At 67.9% G+C, this 15,157-nt stretch carries 15 protein-coding genes; 4 read left to right on the forward strand and 11 right to left on the reverse strand.

Annotated features, from left to right (window positions below):
* Positions 1–89 precede the first annotated feature (89 nt).
* On the forward strand, positions 90–644 hold the full coding sequence (locus tag AL072_RS13695; protein ID WP_045582088.1) for a DUF4405 domain-containing protein: 555 nt from the start codon (positions 90–92) through the stop codon (positions 642–644).
* 34 nt (positions 645–678) lie between these two features.
* Here the strand turns inward: AL072_RS13695 and AL072_RS35995 are convergent, their stop codons facing one another.
* The 6 genes from AL072_RS35995 to AL072_RS13725 all read right to left on the reverse strand — a co-directional run bounded on the left by AL072_RS35995 (position 679) and on the right by AL072_RS13725 (position 9,128).
* The gene (locus tag AL072_RS35995) at positions 679–4,113 is read right to left on the reverse strand and encodes a DEAD/DEAH box helicase (RefSeq protein ID WP_045582087.1); all 3,435 of its coding nucleotides are present in this window, start codon (positions 4,111–4,113) and stop codon (positions 679–681) included.
* Between the two features lie 164 nt (positions 4,114–4,277).
* The gene (locus AL072_RS13705; RefSeq protein ID WP_045582669.1) at positions 4,278–4,943 is read right to left on the reverse strand and encodes a phosphatase PAP2 family protein; all 666 of its coding nucleotides are present in this window, start codon (positions 4,941–4,943) and stop codon (positions 4,278–4,280) included.
* Positions 4,944–5,055: 112 nt separating this feature from the next.
* Positions 5,056–6,450, reverse strand: a complete 1,395-nt coding sequence (locus AL072_RS13710; RefSeq protein ID WP_045582086.1) for a PleD family two-component system response regulator — start codon at positions 6,448–6,450, stop codon at positions 5,056–5,058.
* A gap of 42 nt (positions 6,451–6,492) precedes the next feature.
* Positions 6,493–6,900 (reverse strand): response regulator, encoded by a 408-nt coding sequence (locus tag AL072_RS13715; protein ID WP_082108935.1) that lies wholly within the window; start codon positions 6,898–6,900, stop codon positions 6,493–6,495.
* Between the two features lie 294 nt (positions 6,901–7,194).
* Positions 7,195–7,911, reverse strand: a complete 717-nt coding sequence (locus AL072_RS13720) for a GGDEF domain-containing protein (protein WP_045582085.1) — start codon at positions 7,909–7,911, stop codon at positions 7,195–7,197.
* A 221-nt stretch (positions 7,912–8,132) separates the two neighbouring features.
* Complete coding sequence (locus AL072_RS13725; protein ID WP_045582084.1) at positions 8,133–9,128, reverse strand: 2-hydroxyacid dehydrogenase; 996 nt, start codon at positions 9,126–9,128, stop codon at positions 8,133–8,135.
* Positions 9,129–9,236: 108 nt separating this feature from the next.
* On the opposite strand from AL072_RS13725, the gene AL072_RS13730 reads away from it, so the two are divergent.
* Together AL072_RS13730 and AL072_RS13735 are read left to right on the forward strand one after the other, a co-directional pair.
* Positions 9,237–10,094 (forward strand): cell envelope integrity EipB family protein, encoded by an 858-nt coding sequence (locus tag AL072_RS13730; RefSeq protein WP_144428214.1) that lies wholly within the window; start codon positions 9,237–9,239, stop codon positions 10,092–10,094.
* A gap of 173 nt (positions 10,095–10,267) precedes the next feature.
* Positions 10,268–10,495: a hypothetical protein gene (locus AL072_RS13735; RefSeq protein WP_045582082.1), complete on the forward strand. Its 228-nt coding sequence runs from the start codon at positions 10,268–10,270 to the stop codon at positions 10,493–10,495.
* Between the two features lie 59 nt (positions 10,496–10,554).
* Here AL072_RS13735 and AL072_RS13740 read toward each other — a convergent pair whose 3' ends face one another.
* Entirely contained in the window at positions 10,555–11,874 is a 1,320-nt protein-coding gene (locus AL072_RS13740) for a replication-associated recombination protein A (RefSeq protein ID WP_045582081.1), read from the reverse strand.
* A 9-nt stretch (positions 11,875–11,883) separates the two neighbouring features.
* Positions 11,884–12,255: a hypothetical protein gene (locus AL072_RS35305; protein ID WP_045582080.1), complete on the reverse strand. Its 372-nt coding sequence runs from the start codon at positions 12,253–12,255 to the stop codon at positions 11,884–11,886.
* A gap of 124 nt (positions 12,256–12,379) precedes the next feature.
* On the opposite strand from AL072_RS35305, the gene AL072_RS13750 reads away from it, so the two are divergent.
* The gene (locus AL072_RS13750) at positions 12,380–12,640 is read left to right on the forward strand and encodes a hypothetical protein (protein ID WP_045582079.1); all 261 of its coding nucleotides are present in this window, start codon (positions 12,380–12,382) and stop codon (positions 12,638–12,640) included.
* Positions 12,641–12,702: 62 nt separating this feature from the next.
* Here AL072_RS13750 and AL072_RS13755 read toward each other — a convergent pair whose 3' ends face one another.
* The 3 genes from AL072_RS13755 to AL072_RS13765 form a co-directional block, all read right to left on the reverse strand.
* Positions 12,703–13,281: a YqaA family protein gene (locus tag AL072_RS13755; RefSeq protein WP_045582078.1), complete on the reverse strand. Its 579-nt coding sequence runs from the start codon at positions 13,279–13,281 to the stop codon at positions 12,703–12,705.
* A gap of 156 nt (positions 13,282–13,437) precedes the next feature.
* Positions 13,438–13,860: a 50S ribosomal protein L17 gene (gene rplQ, locus AL072_RS13760; protein WP_045582077.1), complete on the reverse strand. Its 423-nt coding sequence runs from the start codon at positions 13,858–13,860 to the stop codon at positions 13,438–13,440.
* Positions 13,861–14,016: 156 nt separating this feature from the next.
* Entirely contained in the window at positions 14,017–15,033 is a 1,017-nt protein-coding gene (locus tag AL072_RS13765) for a DNA-directed RNA polymerase subunit alpha (RefSeq protein WP_045582076.1), read from the reverse strand.
* Positions 15,034–15,157 lie beyond the last annotated feature (124 nt).

A 15,157-nucleotide genomic window follows, 5' to 3' on the forward strand; every position in this document is an offset into this window, starting at 1 on the left:
AAACAGCCCTACTGCCGGTTATCAGGCAGTTACAATCGGGTGCGATCCTTCCGGAAAAAACGAGACATCAAACCGGAAAGACACCCGCCATGACCGTCATCGACACCCCTCCCCCCGCCGCCGGCAAGGCCGCATTCTCCTTTTCCAGACTGATGACCCGCGACGTGGTCACGCCCGTCACCATCGTGACCTTCGTCGTGTCCACCGTCACCGGCATCATGCTGCTGCTGCACTGGAATGCCGGGCTGGTGCGCTTCTCGCACGAATGGCTGAGCGTCGTGTTCTCCGCCATCGCGATCTGGCACCTGGTGAAGAACTGGCGCGCCTTCACGGGCTATCTGAAGCGCCACGCCGCGCAGGCCGCCTTCGCCACCAGCCTGATCGTTTCCATCGTCTTCACCGGCATGACCGGCACCACCGGCGGCAGTGGCGCCAATCCGGGTGCCGTGTTCGGTGCGCTGTCCGCCGCCAGCCTGGAGGCCGCCGCCCCGGCGCTGGGACTGACGCCCGACAAGGCGGTCGATGTGCTGAAGGCTGCCGGCATCGAGGCGGCGCCGGGCGAGACCCTGACCGCGATCGGCAGCCGCGCCGGCAGGAACGGCGCCGCGGTCGCCAGCCTGCTGGCGAGCAAGCGGCCCCGCTGACAGGCCGATCCGAACCACCCGGCCCCGTCCCGGCCTATTCCTCCTCGTCGTCGCCCAGCAGATAGTCGATGTCGCCGCCGTCGAGCGCGCTGACCAGCCCCTTGCCCTCGATGGTGGCGTCCGACAGGCTGCCCTTGCGGCGTTGCAGGTCGAGGATGCGTTCCTCCACCGTATTCGCCGCGATCAGCTTGTAGACGAAGACCGGCTTGTCCTGGCCGATGCGATAGGCGCGGTCGGTCGCCTGGTCCTCCGCCGCCGGGTTCCACCACGGGTCGTAATGGATCACCGTGTCGGCGGCGGTCAGGTTCAGGCCGCGCCCGCCGGCCTTCAGGCTGATCAGGAAGACCGGAACCTCGCGGTTCTGGAAGCGGTTCACCGGTTCGGCGCGGTCCAGCGTGCGGCCGGTCAGCTCGACATAGGGAACCGCGGCCTTCTCCAGCTCCAGCTTGATCAGGTCGAGCATGGTGGTGAACTGCGAGAAGATCAGGATGCGCCGGCCTTCCGGCACCATCTCCTTCACCATCTCGGTCAGGGCGTCCAGCTTGGCGCTCGACCGCGCCTTGCCGCCCAGCGCAGCGATGGATTTCAGCAGGCGCGGGTCGCAGCAGACCTGACGCAGCTTCAGCAGCGCGTCGATCACCGCGATGGCGTTCTGGCCCAGCCCCTTGCCGCTGGCGGCCAGCGCCGCCCGCACCGTCTCGTTCACCGACAGGCGGATCGTCTCGTAGAGATCGCGCTGGTCGCGGTCGAGGTCGATGCGCACCACCACCTCGGTCTTGGGCGGCAGTTCCTTGGCCACCGCCTCCTTGGTGCGGCGGAGCAGGAAGGGTCGGATGCGGCGCATCAGCAGGTTGGCGCGGGTGTTGTCGCCACGCTTCTCGATCGGCACGCGGTAGCGCTTGCCGAAATCCTTGCGGTCGCCCAGCAGGCCCGGCATCAGGAAGGCGAACTGGCTCCACAGCTCGCCCAGATTGTTCTCGACCGGCGTGCCTGACAGGCAGAGCCGGTGCCGCGCCGGCAGCGCCGCGACGGCGCGGGTCGCCTTGCCATCGGGATTCTTGATCGCCTGCGCCTCGTCCAGCACGATCATGTGCCAGTTCAGCCGCTTCAGCAGGTCGATGTCGCGCGCCACCACGCCGTAGGTCGTCACCACGATATGGGCGCGGTCGATCTCGGACAGCCTGCCGTGGCGGTCGATGCCGTGCAGCACCACCACCCGCAGATGGGGGGTGAAGCGCCCCGCCTCGGCGACCCAGTTGGGCACAAGGCTGGTCGGCACCACCACCATGCAGGGGTCGGTCAGCCGGCCCTCATGTTCTTCCATCGCGATGTGGGCCAGCGTCTGGGCGGTCTTGCCCAGCCCCATGTCGTCGGCGAGGATGCCGGCGACGCTGTTGGCGCGCAGGCTCTGCATCCAGGCCAGCCCGGCGCGCTGGTAGTCGCGCAACTCGCCCCGGAAGCCCGGCGGCGGGGTCATGTCGCCCGGCATCTCGTCGGCACGCAGGCGCTGGAGATAGCCGTCGATCTGTGCCGTCTCGTCGCCGCGCCGGGCGATCAGATCGTCGATGTCCAGCAGCGAATCGGCCTCGGCCAGCGGCACCTTCAACCGGTCGCCGCTGCTGCGGCCACTGTCCAGCATTGCTTCCAGCACGCTGAGCAGCCGCTCGATCCGCGCGGCCGGCAGGGCCAGGACATTGCCGTCGTCCAGCACGATATGGGCACGACCGTCGATGACGCGGGTGGACGACAGCCCGCCCTTCTCGACCAGCCGAGCCAGGATCGGCAGCAGCGGCCGGCGCTCGCCATCGATCTCGACGCCGACATCCAGGTCGAACCAGCCGTCGCCGGCATCGCGGACGGCGACCTCCACCTCGGCCCCCGGCTCGATCACCCGGGTGCCGAAATCGGCGCCGACCTCGACCGTCCAGCCGGCCTTGGTCAGGGACGGCACCTCGTTGGCGAGGAAATGCTGCCAACGCTCCTCCACATCGCGGCCGGTCAGCCAATGGACACGCGTGCCACGGGCGTTCAGTACGCCCCTCGGCGGCTCGATCCTCGCCTGGGCGAAGCCGAGACCGGAGAGACGGTCGAGCGCCGCCTGCTCGTCGGCCTTGTCGCGGCGGACGAAGGTGACGTCGCCGAACTCGTCCTCGGCGCGGGCGAACTGGCGCTGGTCGTCCGGTTCGATCTCCATCGGGCGGCCGGGCTCGCCATAGTCGAAGGACAGGCGCAGCACGTCGACCAGCCCGTCGGCCGGCGTCACCACCCGGCCGAGCCGGGCGACGATGCGCGGCGACCGCTCGACGATGGCCGCCGCATCGCCCGCCCCGCCGCGCACGCCGGGAATGGCGTTGTCGCGGAAGCTGGAGGGCGGCGGCGGAGCGGTGCGCGCAATCGCTGCAGCGCCAGCGCCGCGCGACGGGCCGAACAGGCGCGACGGCGTCACCTTCGACGGCACCGGCGGCACCGGGGCGGGAGAGGGAACCGGCTTCGCCTTCGGCACCTCGACCACCTGGAGATCGACCGGGAAGACGGTGCCGGACGCACTGTCGACGCACCAATAGGACTGGCCCTTCATCAGCACGCTGCGCTCGGGCAGGCCGGTGGGGCGCAGCTTGCGGGTCGCCGGGTCGCGGAAGGTGCGCACGGTGCGGCCCGGCCCTTCGGCCAGCGGGGTGCCGTCGCGCCAGCGCAGCCGCCCGGTGCCGAGCAGGCGGCGCAGCAGCCGGTCCACCGCTTCCCCCCGGCTCTTGGCGACGGGCGTCCGTTCGGTCCCGCCGCCGCCCAGCAGCCGGGCGATGGCGCGGTCGGCGTCGCCGTCCACGCTGCGCGGCGCCTTGGCCAGCACGTCGCGCGGGCTGGCCGGGCTGGCGTCGGCCGACCCCTCGGTCACGAAATCGACCAGGATGTAGCAGGCGATGTCGCCCTGTCCCGGCTCCAGCGTCCAGCGCAGGCTGCGCACCGGATCGGCTTTAGGCGGCGGAGGAGGAGCAGCAGGCGGGCGGACCAGCGACAGCGGCGGCGATTTGGCCACCGGGCCAGCAGGCGGGACGACAATAGGCGGTACGGCAGCGGGCGGAGCGGCCGGCGGCGGGGCGATGGGAGCCTTGACGTCCGCGACGTCGAACAGCGAGGCGCGGCGCCATTCCGGACGGCTTTCCAGCGCCAGCATCGCCGCGGCGGCCATGTGGGCGCAGGCGTTGCGGCCACAGCCGCAGCTGCGCTCCAACACGACGCTGCGCTTGCCCTGCACGGGGATCACCGTCACCGCCAGGCGGCGGCCCAGATCGCTGACCTCGGCCTCGATGCGGTCGCCGCCGGGCGGACCAAGCGTCACCGCGCCGGTCATCATCAGCGTGCGGCCGCGCTGCAGCGTCTTGGCATCGAAGACGCGCGTCAGGTCCTCCTGACCGAAGGGGACGGCGGCGCCCCCCGAAGGGCCACGCGGCAGGGCATCGAAAAGCGACATGCGGTGTGGACGGACCAGGACAGAACGAAACGAAAACGGGGCGTCGGTATAGGCTCTTGCGCCATGCGATGCAAGCATCGGCTCAAACGCGGCCATGCCCGACGGACGATGAACGGCCGTCCGTCATAGCACAGGATGCCGCCGGCTTCACCCCGGATGCGCCTTTATCCGGACCGGCCCGTAAAAGCCTGTCCGGCGAGGTCGCACAGCCCGGCTCCGCTGCCGAGATGATGGGCCACCCGGCGGATCGTCGCCTCGATGAAGGACGGATCCCCGGCATGGACCAGCAGGGCCAACCCCAGCGCCATCGCCGCCAACACCCACGGCGAGGTGCGCAGCCGCGGCGCCCCGTCCTTCCTGCTGCTCCACAGGAACAGCAGGACCGACAGCCCGCCGACCAGCAGCCCGGCCGCCACCTCGGCTCCCGAATGGGCCGACACGGCGACGCGCGAGGCGCCGATGGCGAGCACCAGCGCCGCCGCCGCCACCGGCAGCCCGACCCGCAGCCAGCGGGAGGAGGCGTTGCGCGCGGCCAGCGCCGCCACCGAGCCGTAGAAGACGGCCGAGAAGGCGGCATGGCCGCTCGGGCTCAGGAAACGGTCGCCGGCGAACAGCGACGGGAACAGGGGGAACTCCGGCAGTCCGCAGCCATGGCCGACCAGCTTCAGCACCACCATGACGCCCAGGCAAAGCACCAGCGCCAGAAGCCAGCGCAAGGCCAGCGGTGCGGAATGATGCCGCCACAGGGCGGTGGCGTAGAGGGCGGAGAGCGGGACGAGAAGGCTGCTGCTGCCGAGATGGGTGATGGCGCCGCTGGCGGTGGCGAACATCTGGCCCCCATGGATGCCGGTGGAATGGAAGGAACGGCTTTGGCAGATGGTGCGGCGCAACAAGAAGACAAGGGCCGGACGCTTCCGCCCCGCGCCTCCACCCGCCTGCCCGTCAGCCCTCCAGATGGTCGGCGCGGGCGTCAGCCATGACGCAGTTGCGTCCCGACCGCTTGGCCTCGTACAGCGCCTCGTCGGCGCGGCGGATCAGCCCTTCGGCGGTATCACCCAGCCGACCGCCGACCGATATGCCGATGGAGACGGTGACGTTGATCTCGCCGCCGCCGGACGACACCGCGAAGGGGGTGTCGGCGATGCGCGACCGCAGCCGCTCGGCGACGATAAGCGCCGCCTCGCCGTCGGTATCGGGCAGGATGACGATGAACTCCTCGCCGCCCAGCCGGGCGACGAGGTCGAAGGTGCGCAGGTTGCGGCTGGAACGGGCCGACACCTCGCGCAGCACCTCGTCGCCGATGGCGTGGCCGTAGGTGTCGTTGACCACCTTGAAATGGTCGATGTCGAACATCAGCACCGACACCGGCTTGTGGCTGTCGAAGGCACGCTCCAGCAGGCGGGGCAGATGGGCGTTGACATAGCGGCGGTTGAAGACGCCGGTCAGGCTGTCGGTCAGCGCCATCGACAGGCTCTGCTCGTAGTTCGAGCGCAGCCGTTCCTGATAGCGCTTGCGCCGGATCTGGGTGCGGGCACGGGCCAGCAGCTCGTTGCGGTCGACCGGCTTGACGACATAGTCGTTGGCGCCGAGCTCCAGCCCCTTGGCGACCTGCCCGAGGTCGCCCTCGTCCACCATCAGCAGGATCGGCACCTGCCGCGTGCGCTCGTGCGAGCGCAACTGCGAACACAGCCGCAGCCCGTCCTCGTTCAGCAGGGTCAGGCTGACCACCACCAGATCCAGTTCGCTGCCCAGCGCGCGTTCCAGCGCCTTGGCGCAGGTCCCGGCGGCCACGACCGCGTTGTGGTCGCGCTGCAGCGTCTCCGTCACCTTCTCCAGGTCGAGCGCGGAATCCTCCAGCACCAGCACATTGGCGCGCTCGAAGGATTCGCTCAGCATGGTGCCGCTGCGCTCGATGACGCCGAACTGGCCCGAGGTGCTTTCGCGCAGGCGCCATTCGTCCATCATCATCTTCAGCCGTACCAGCGAGCGCACGCGCGCGAACAGCGCAATGTCGTTCACCGGCTTGGTCAGGAAATCGTCGGCCCCGGCCTCCAGCCCGCGGACACGGTCGGCCACGTCGGACAGGGCGGTGACCATCACGATCGGGATGTGCATGGTCGCGGGATCGGAGCGGATCTTCTCGCACACCTCGAACCCGTCCATGCCCGGCATCATGACATCCAGCAGGACGATGTCGGGCGATTCCTTGCGCACCATCTCCAAGGCATCGGGTCCGTTGAACGCCGTCAGCACATTGAAGTACTCGCGCGTCAGCTTTGCCGCGAGCAGCTTCACATTGGGCAGGACATCATCGACGACAAGGACACGCGCAGACATAGGAGGGCAGAATCCTGCAGAATTTCTACAAAGCGAACCGGCTCAGTTGAGAAACTTCTTTACCGTCTCAAGGAACTTCACGACTGATATGGGCTTCGCAACATAGTCCTCACAGCCACCCCGGCGAATTTTTTCCTCGTCGCCCTTCATGGCGAACGCTGTCACCGCGACGACCGGGATGCTCCGCAACTCCGGATCGTCCTTGATCCAGCGTGTGACCTCCAGCCCCGACACTTCGGGAAGCTGGATGTCCATCAGGATCAGGTCGGGGCGGTGCTGGCGGGCCAACTTGATCGCCTCCATGCCGTCGCGGGTCTGCAACGTGTCGTAGCCATGCGCTTCGAGCAGGTCATGGAAGAGCTTCATGTTCAGCTCGTTGTCCTCGACGATGAGGACGGTCTTCATCGGCTTCGCACCGGTCACCATCGGACCGCCCGGCTCCGCTGACATGCATCCCCCTCTGGGCCTGGTCCCCACGTTCACAGCGCCCATTCCGTCCGATGCGACCGCCTCGGCAGCCCAATCGCGGCAACGCGCGCGCAACCGAGACTCCGGTATACCCCCTTTCTGAATAGGTCGCGACGGTTAAATAGTCGTTACCCCTGGCTCCGAACCGCCTTTATCCGCTTCCTGCGCACACGCGAAAACCGCCCACGACCAGCGCGGGCGGCTCTGACACTTGCACAATTATCCACTCGGGCAATCGCCGGAACAGCGCAGCCTGAACGATGTCCGGAAGGCTGTTCAGGCCACCCGCTTCGTCCTGCGCTTGGCATCGCGCCGGCGGGCGCCCTTGGCGCCATACATCATGGCGTCGGCGCGGCGCATCACCTCATCCTCGCCGTCGTCGGCGCCATAGGACTGCGTCCCGACCGAGAAGCGGACCGGCAGGGCATGCCCGGCCCATTCCACGTGGGAGGCATCGGCGATGGCGGCCAACTGGCGGGCGCGGACGAGACCGTTCGCGGTGTCGGTGTTGGTCAGCAGCACCGCGAACTCGTCGCCGCCGAGGCGGGCAACCACATCCTCCTGCCGGACATTGGCCACGATCATGCGGGCCACCTGCCGCAGATAGGCGTCGCCGGCGATGTGGCCATGGGTGTCGTTGATGGCCTTGAAGCCGTCCAGGTCGATCATGACCAGCAGGCCGCCCGCCGTGCCGTGACGGCGGGCCGAGGCCAGTTCGCGCCGGAAATGGCTGTAGAAACCGCGCCGGTTCAGCAGGCCGGTCAGCTCATCCGTCATCGTCAGGCTTTCGAGGTAGGCGATGCGCTCCTGCAACTCGGCGATCGTATCCTTGGCCTCGGCGAGCAGCGAGATCGTCTCGTCCAGCGCCTGGCGTTCGGTTCCCCGCAAAAGCCCGACACGCGAAGCCAGCGCGACCGGCGACCAGTTGCCCGGCGCGTCGAAACGGTCGGAAGCATGGTGCTTCAGGTCCAGGGCGGCGACGATGGCATTCATGGGGTCGGCTCCTCTGATGAAGGTCGGAACACTTCGCCGTTACCTAAGCAACCCGTGTGCCAAACACCGCGACCCGCAGATATAAAGCATTTTATCGATTGCGTTGCCGGATCACCGGACGGGACGGGCTCCTCTTGCCCATTCCGTCCGGCATCTTCTGCCCACCCTATCGAACGGGGCAGGAAAAGCCTGCCGATAGGCCGGGTTGGGAGACCTGCGGTCTACACCACCCGGTCGGGTGCGGGCCGCCCGGCCATCACCGCATCGATGTTGTCCAGGGCCTTGAACCCCATTGCGTTGCGCGTCTCCACCGTGGCGCTGCCCAGATGCGGCAACAGAAAGGCGTTGGGAAGGTCGCGGTAGCCGGGGTGCAGATCCGGCTCGTTCTCGAACACGTCGAGCCCGGCGGCGGCCAGCCGGCCGCGCGTCAGCGCGTCGATCACCGCCGCGTCGTCGACCACGCTGCCGCGCGCGGTGTTGATCAGGATGGCGGCCAGCGGCAAGCGATCGATCCGTTCGGCGTTCAGCCAATGCCGGGTTTCCGCCGTGGCCGGAAAATGAAGCGACAGGACATCGCACACCGGCAGCATCGCCTCCGGGTCGGGATGGTAGGTGGCGCCCTGCTCCAGTTCCGGCGCCAAGCGACGGCGGTTGCTGTAATGGATCGCCATGCCGAAGGCCCGCGCGCGGGAGGCGACCGCCTGGCCGATGCGCCCCATGCCGACGATGCCCAGCCGCTTGCCCCCGACATGGGTTCCCATCAGCTGGGTCGGCGACCAGCCGGTCCAGGCGCCGGCGCGGATCATCCGCTCCCCTTCCGAGGCGCGGCGCGCCGCCCCCAGCAGAAGCAGCAGTGCGATGTCGGCGGTAGCGTCGGTCAGCACGTCCGGCGTGTTGGTGACGATCAGGCCGCGGGCACGCGCCGCCTCCAGGTCGATGTGGTCGGTTCCGACCGAGAAGGTCGCCAGCACCCGCACCCGGTCGGGCAATGCCGCGATGGCCGCGGCGTCCAGCCGGTCGCCGGCACAGCACAGAACGGCGTCGGCACCCGTTTCCGCGGCGCGGGCGGCGATCTCCAGCCCGCTGAGCGCCCGGTCCTCCAGGTTGGGCACCATCCGGTGGTCGCGTGCCGCCCGCGCCTCCACCGCATCGGGCAGACGGCGGGTCAGCAGCACGACCTTACGGCCGGCGGGAGGAAGCTCGGCAGGGCTTGTCATTCCGGCAGTTCCCTTCCATTGATAGGACTTTCTGGCGGCGGCTCTTTCGAACCGCGGCAAAAACACCCATACTTCACCCAGTGCCGTCAATCACCTGTGGATCCCGTCTTGCTCGACCGTCCCTCTGCCCTGCCGGCGACCGTCGGCGCGGCCCTCGTCGCAGCCATCTCCGCCGGTGCGCTCCTCGTGGCCTCCCCCGCCCTGGCCCAGCCGGCCGCCACGTCGATGGCGGCGGTCGGTGCCAAGATCCAGCCGCACCGGGCGATCTACACCATGTCGCTGGGATCGGCGCGCAACGGCTCGAAGGTCAGCGACGTCCGCGGACGCATGATGTTCGAATGGGCCGACGCCTGCGACGGCTGGACGACGGAGCAGCGCTTCCAGCTGCGCTTCGTCTACAGCGAAGGCGACGACATGGCGATGAACACCAACTACACGACCTGGGAGGCGAAGGACGGGCTGCGCTACCGCTTCAACGTCCGCAAGCTGGTGAACGGCGAGCTGGACGAGGAGGTGCGCGGCGAGGCGAACCTGAAGCCGGACGGCGCCGGCACCGCCCAGTTCACCAAGCCGGAACCGCAGGAGATGGATCTGCCGGCCGGCACCATGTTCCCGACCGCCCACACGCTGGCGATCATCGACCATGCCCAGCGCAACGATCCCTTCTTCACCCGCACCATCTTCGACGGATCGGATGCGGAAGGCCCGACCGAGGTGTCGACCGTCGTCGGCAAGCCGGGCGCACCCAGGGAATCGGCCAAGGATCCGCTGTTGAAGGTGGCCAAGTCCTGGCCCGTCCGCATGGCCTTCTTCCCGCTCCAGAGCGAAGCCGCCCAGCCGGAATACGAGATGAGCCTGCGCCTGCTGGAAAACGGCATCGCCGAGTCCATGCAGATCGACTATGGCGACTTCACCGTCAAGGCCGTGCTGGACAAGATCGAAGCGCTGCCCAAGTCAGGCTGCTGAGGCCGCCATCGGGGCCGCCGCTTCCCGTGACGGAGCCATCATGGCTCCCAAGCGGATGAGCAGCGGTTTCCCTGTTGATCGCGAGTCGTTGCTGCGCTTAACTGCGGGTTGAGGTTTTGTGCAACAGGCTAGGCTTCCCCCTGGGGATGCCCGCCGGTCCGAGGGTGTCCGTCATGAGCAAGAAGCATGTCCAGATCGGGCAGGTTTTCCAACCGGTCGGCGGCGGAGCCGCCCGTGGTTGGCGGGTGACGGCGACGGTCAACCTGCTGGGCATTCCGCATGCCCGCGTCGTCAGCACCGAGGATGAGGGGGTTTCCAAGACGCTGAGCTGTTCGGTCCTGGCCGACACCAGCCATTACCGCCTGATCGCCTCCGATCCGGCGGGCGGGATCGCGGCCTGACGCTTACGGCTTCGCCATTCCCCCGCGCGCGCGGAGCGGGCCAGTAAAGGCCCTTCCGCCTACTCCTCCCCGCGCCGTTCGCGCAGCTTCGCCCAGTAATCCAGGCGCTTGCGCAGATCCCGCTCGAATCCCCGCTCCACCGGCTTGTAGAACTCGCGCCGCGCCATCCCGTCCGGAAAATAATTCTGGCCGGAAAAGCCGTCCTCAGTGTCGTGGTCGTACTCGTAGCCCTTGCCGTAGCCGATGTTCTTCATCAGCTTGGTCGGCGCGTTCAGGATATGCTTGGGCGGCATCAGCGAGCCGGTCTCCTTCGCCGCGCGCACGGCCGACTTGTAGGCGGTGTAGCCGGCATTCGACTTGGGCGCGGTCCCCAGATAGATGACCAACTGCGCCAGGGCCAGTTCGCCCTCCGGGCTGCCGAGCCGCTCATAGGCCTCCCACGCGGCGATGGCCTGGGTCAGGGCGTTGGGGTCGGCAAGCCCGATGTCCTCCACCGCGAAGCGGGTCAGGCGGCGCGCGATGTAGCGCGGATCCTCGCCGCCATCCAGCATCCGGCTGTACCAGTAGAGCGCTGCATCGGTGTCCGACCCGCGCAGCGACTTGTGCAGCGCGCTGATCAGGTTGTAGTGCCCCTCCTGCGCCTTGTCGTACAGCGGGGCGCGGCGCTGGATGGTCGCGGCGAGCGCATTGGTGTCCAGCAGCGTGTCGGCGGGCAGCGCGAACAGTTCCTCGCACAAATTCAGGCAGAAGCGGCCATCGCCGTCCGCCATCGCCTTCACCGCCGCCCGTGCGTCGGCATCGAGCGGCAGCGGCCGCCCCATCTCCGCCTCGGCCCGCGCCAGCAGCCTTTCGAGCGCCGCGTCGTCCAGACGGTTCAGCACGAACACCTGCGCCCGCGACAGCAAGGCGGCGTTCAGTTCGAAGGACGGATTCTCGGTGGTGGCGCCCACCAGCGTGACGGTGCCGTCCTCGACGTAAGGCAGGAAACCGTCCTGCTGGGAGCGGTTGAAGCGATGGATCTCGTCGATGAACAGCAGGGTGCCCTGCCCTGCCACCCGGCGGGCGCGGGCGGCATCGAAGATTTTCCGCAGGTCGGCGACCCCGGAGAACACCGCCGACAACGGCTCGAAATGCAGGTCGGTGCTGTGGGCCAGCAGGCGGGCGATGGTGGTCTTGCCGCAGCCCGGCGGCCCCCACAGCACCATGGAGGCCAGCCGCCGCGCCGCCACCATGCGGCCCAGCGGCCCGTCGGGCTTCAGCAGATGGTCCTGCCCGACCACCTCGTCCAGCGTACGCGGGCGCAGCCGGTCGGCGAGCGGACGGGGGGCCGCCGCCGAGAACAGCCCGGCATCCCCGCTCGACTCGCCGCGTTTCGCCATGACGTTTCCTCAGCGCACCGAGGTGCAGCGCTGGTAGCACTGCCGCAGCTGATAGCTGCAATTGTCGGTCGGGCTGAAGGGCGTCGAGTCGGTGCGGTCGATGCCGCCCTGGTTGCGCGCCGCGACCGAATCCATGCAGGAATTGTGGCTGCGCTCGCACTGGGCCTGGCAGGACCCGCCGGGACCGACGTCGCCATCGAGCCGCAGCGACTGGTCATCGGCGCCGGCACGCGGGGTCGACGGCCCTGGAACCACGGTGACAGTGGGCGCCGGGCCCGATGCGGCGGGACGCCCGGCAGGATGGTCGGCGCAGGCCGACAGGCCGAGCAGAGCCACGGCCAGAAGCGGGGCGATGAGACGGACCGGACGGAACTTAGCCACGACGGCTCCTATTCTTCTTGTTGTGGAGACGGGCATGGGCATGGCGGAATGCCACACCCCTCTGGACCATCCCCCGTTCGGCCCCCACTATGCCGATATCAGCAGTAAGAAGGGAATGACTGAAATGACACCGAAATCGGGCGGCGGCCACCCGCGCCGCAGGTCCTGGCCGCTGTTGCTCGGGCTGCTCGTCCTGGGATTGGTGATGCTGGCCTCGCGTGCGCTGGCGCTGCCCAACATCGGCATGGCCGAGATGATCCTGCCGCTGATCGGCGGGCTGCTGGTGGCGGTCGCCATCGTCGTCATCGTGCGCCGCGACCGTGCCGACCGCAGCGCCCTGCCCCCGTCAAAGCGCGACGGCCAGGACCAGGGCATGCCGGACTGAAGCCGGACTGAACCCCAGGCCTGGACCCCGGCGGGCTTGAACGCTGGGCCTGGACACCGGTCCTAGACGAACTTGAAGCTGAGCAGGCCGCCGACCACCACCACCAGCAGGACGGTGGCCACCAGCATCAGGCGCTTCTCGATGATGTGCTGCACCTGCGGCCCATAGAAGTGCAGCAGGATGGCGATCATGTAGAATCGCGAGAAGCGTGCGACGATCGAACAGAGGATGAAGACCGTCAGGTCGAGATGGGCGAATCCGGCGGTGATGGTCAACAGCTTGTAGGGGATCGGCGTGATCCCCTTCAGGATCAGGAACCAGGGGCCGAATTCCGAGAACATCTCCTGGAAATGCTGGAACGACTCCTGGGCATTGTAGAAGTCGATGATCATCCGCCCGACGCTCTCGAACAGATAGAATCCCAGCGCATATCCCAGCAGCCCACCCACCAGCGACGCGAAGGCGCAGATGTTGGTGTAGAACCACAGCCGCTTGGGCTTCGCCAGGCACATCGGCACCAGCATCACGTCTGGCGGCAATGGAAAGAAGGAGCTTTCGGCAAAGGAGATCGCCGACATCCACCAGACGGCATCGTCGCGGGCGGACAGGCGCTGGAGGCGCGTGTAAAGAGAACGCAACATTCGATCGGCCACATAAGAGAAAACCCCTCCTCCGGGGGATGGCCCCGAAGGAAGGGTCTAACATATCACCGATATCGGCGGTTCCGTCCTGCCCGGCAAGGGATCCTGAGACCCGATGCCGCACAGTCGGGAAGACCGGCGCGACTGCCGGTCATGTCACTCGGCGGTCTCGGCATCGGCGACGTCCTGCGACGGGCCCGAATCCTGACCCTTGGCGGCGACGTCGCGGTCGACCAGCTCGAACACCGCCATGTCGGCGGCGTCGCCATAGCGGAAGCCGGCCTTCAGGACGCGGCTGTAGCCACCCTGGCGGTCCTTGTAGCGGTCGGCCAGCACGGTGAACAGCTTGGTCACCGTGTCGTTGTCGCGCAGCTGGGCGAACGCCAGACGACGGTTGGCCAGGCCACCCTTCTTGCCGAGCGTGATCAGCTTCTCGACGATCGGACGCAGGTCCTTCGCCTTCGGCAGGGTGGTGGTGATCTGCTCGTGCTTGATCACCGCGTTCGCCATGTTCGAGAACATGGCCTTGCGGTGGCTGCTGGTCTTGCTGAACTTACGTCCCGAAACGCCGTGACGCATGGCGGTCCTCCTTCATGGCTTGGCCCCCCTCGGGGAGCCGATCGTGAACCCCGCCGCCCAGTCAAAACGCTGGTACGGCTGCGGGTCGGGCCGGTTCGGCCCTGGAAACAGCGCCCTTTCCGCAAGTCGGCGGAAAGGGCGCAAAAGGCGAGATGCTTAGTACGGCTCTTCCAGACGCTTGGCCAGTTCCTCGATGTTCTCGGGCGGCCAGTTCGGGATTTCCATACCGAGGTGCAGCCCCATCTGGGACAGCACTTCCTTGATCTCGTTCAGCGACTTGCGGCCGAAGTTCGGGGTGCGGAGCATTTCCGCCTCCGTCTTCTGCACCAGATCGCCGATATAGACGATGTTGTCGTTCTTGAGGCAGTTGGCCGACCGGACCGACAGTTCCAGCTCGTCCACCTTGCGGAGCAGGTTCTTGTTGAACGGAACCTCCTCGTGCTTCTCCTCGGAGACGGCGTGCGTCGGCTCCTCGAAGTTGATGAACAGCTGCAGCTGGTCCTGCAGGATGCGGGCGGCGAGCGCCACCGCGTCGTCCGGCTTGACCGAGCCGTTGGTCTCCACCGTCATCGACAGGCGGTCATAGTCGGTGACCTGCCCGACGCGGGCATTGTCGACCTTGTAGGACACCTTGCGCACCGGCGAGAACAGGGCGTCGATCGGAATCAGGCCGATCGGCGCGTCTTCCGGGCGGTTCTGGCTGGCCGGGACATAGCCCTTGCCGGTCTCGACCGTCAGTTCCATGTTCAGCCGCGCGCCGTTGTCCAGCGTGCAGATGACCAGTTCCGGATCCATGACCTGGATGTCGGGACCGGTCTCGATCATGCCGGCCTTGACCTCGCCCGGGCCTTCGGCGCGCAGGCGCATGCGCTTCGGGCCGTCGCCGCCCATGCGCAGACCCATCGTCTTGATGTTCAGGACGATGTCGGTCACGTCCTCGCGGACGCCGGGGATGGACGAGAACTCGTGCAGCACGCCGTCGACGTGGATCGCCGTGACCGCGGCGCCCTGCAGCGAGGAGAGCAGGATGCGGCGCAGGGCGTTGCCGAGGGTCAGACCGAAGCCGCGTTCCAGCGGCTCGGCGACCACGGTCGCGAAGCGGTCGGCATCGTCGCCGGGCTGGATGTCCAGCTTGCTCGGCTTAATCAGTTCCTGCCAGTTCTTCTGAAGCACGGATCGACCTCAAGATGCCATCGGGTGAACACGAACCCGCGGGGCCCGAATCGTTCCCATACTGAGGGGGCCGCGATGGCTGCGGCCCCCTGCCCCGGAACGGTCGGTCCCCGCGGGTGCGGAA

It is taken from the genome of Azospirillum thiophilum (genome assembly GCF_001305595.1).
GTDB classification, from domain to species: domain Bacteria; phylum Pseudomonadota; class Alphaproteobacteria; order Azospirillales; family Azospirillaceae; genus Azospirillum; species Azospirillum thiophilum.

What these genes read in the sequence shown, in the direction of transcription:
- AL072_RS13695 (WP_045582088.1), top strand. Translation starts at nt 90, where the DNA reads ATGACCGTCATCGACACCCCTCCCCCCGCCGCCGGCAAGGCCGCATTC.
- AL072_RS35995 (WP_045582087.1), bottom strand. Translation starts at nt 4,113, where the DNA reads ATGTCGCTTTTCGATGCCCTGCCGCGTGGCCCTTCGGGGGGCGCCGCC.
- AL072_RS13705 (WP_045582669.1), bottom strand. Translation starts at nt 4,943, where the DNA reads ATGTTCGCCACCGCCAGCGGCGCCATCACCCATCTCGGCAGCAGCAGC.
- AL072_RS13710 (WP_045582086.1), bottom strand. Translation starts at nt 6,450, where the DNA reads ATGTCTGCGCGTGTCCTTGTCGTCGATGATGTCCTGCCCAATGTGAAG.
- AL072_RS13715 (WP_082108935.1), bottom strand. Translation starts at nt 6,900, where the DNA reads ATGTCAGCGGAGCCGGGCGGTCCGATGGTGACCGGTGCGAAGCCGATG.
- AL072_RS13720 (WP_045582085.1), bottom strand. Translation starts at nt 7,911, where the DNA reads ATGAATGCCATCGTCGCCGCCCTGGACCTGAAGCACCATGCTTCCGAC.
- AL072_RS13725 (WP_045582084.1), bottom strand. Translation starts at nt 9,128, where the DNA reads ATGACAAGCCCTGCCGAGCTTCCTCCCGCCGGCCGTAAGGTCGTGCTG.
- AL072_RS13735 (WP_045582082.1), top strand. Translation starts at nt 10,268, where the DNA reads ATGAGCAAGAAGCATGTCCAGATCGGGCAGGTTTTCCAACCGGTCGGC.
- AL072_RS13740 (WP_045582081.1), bottom strand. Translation starts at nt 11,874, where the DNA reads ATGGCGAAACGCGGCGAGTCGAGCGGGGATGCCGGGCTGTTCTCGGCG.
- AL072_RS13750 (WP_045582079.1), top strand. Translation starts at nt 12,380, where the DNA reads ATGACACCGAAATCGGGCGGCGGCCACCCGCGCCGCAGGTCCTGGCCG.
- AL072_RS13755 (WP_045582078.1), bottom strand. Translation starts at nt 13,281, where the DNA reads ATGTTGCGTTCTCTTTACACGCGCCTCCAGCGCCTGTCCGCCCGCGAC.
- rplQ (WP_045582077.1), bottom strand. Translation starts at nt 13,860, where the DNA reads ATGCGTCACGGCGTTTCGGGACGTAAGTTCAGCAAGACCAGCAGCCAC.